The 723-nt window shown below is 62.5% G+C and carries 1 protein-coding gene and 1 pseudogene; both read right to left on the reverse strand.

Going from position 1 to position 723, the window contains the following annotated elements; translation table 11 throughout:
- Positions 1 to 98, reverse strand: a pseudogene (locus ACRXB1_RS37180) (methylglyoxal synthase); the annotation flags it as partial.
- Between the two features lie 62 nt (positions 99 to 160).
- The coding region (locus tag ACRXB1_RS37185; RefSeq protein ID WP_449494918.1) for an SDR family oxidoreductase at positions 161 to 723 on the reverse strand (563 nt) is incomplete at its 5' end.

Raw genomic sequence — 723 nt, forward strand, 5'->3', positions numbered from 1 at the left:
TGCCGGCACTGCGCGAGCGTCGCCGCGAACTCGCCGGCCAGCGCCACGATGTCATCCTTTTTCATGTCGTGCGCGATCAGCGCGACGCGTGGGTTCATCGAATGTCTCTCTGTCATGGGTTGTTATTGGTTCGGTGCCGATACTTCAATACATCGATACGTCAGTAAGTGCCCGGATACGCGCCGCCGTCGATCAGCAGGTTTTGTCCCGTGATGTACCCCGCATGCACGCTGCACAAATAAGCGCACGCCTTGCCGAACTCTTCCGGCGAGCCGAAGCGGCCGGCGGGCAACTTGCTCATGCGGCGCTTCTTGGCTTCTTCCACGCTGATGTTGTTCGCCTTCGCGTCGGCCGCGAACGTGGTGACGAGGCGGTCGGTGTCGAAGGAACCTGGCAGCAGGTTGTTGATGGTCACGCCGCTTGCCGCCACCTTGCGCGACAATCCCGCGATAAACCCCGTCAGCCCCGAACGCGCGCCGTTCGACAAGCCCAGCACGTCGATAGGCGCCTTCACCGACGAACTCGTGATGTTCACGATCCGCCCGAAACCCCGGTCGATCATGCCGTCGAGCGTCTGCTTGATCAGCTCGATAGGCGTGAGCATGTTCGAGTCGGGCGCCTTAATCCAGTCATCGCGGGAAAACTGGCGGAAGTCGCCCGGCGGCGGACCACCGGCGTTATTCACGAGAATGTCGGGCGCCGGACAAGCGGCCAGCGCCGCCA

The sequence above is a fragment of the Caballeronia sp. M23-90 genome, from assembly GCF_053574605.1.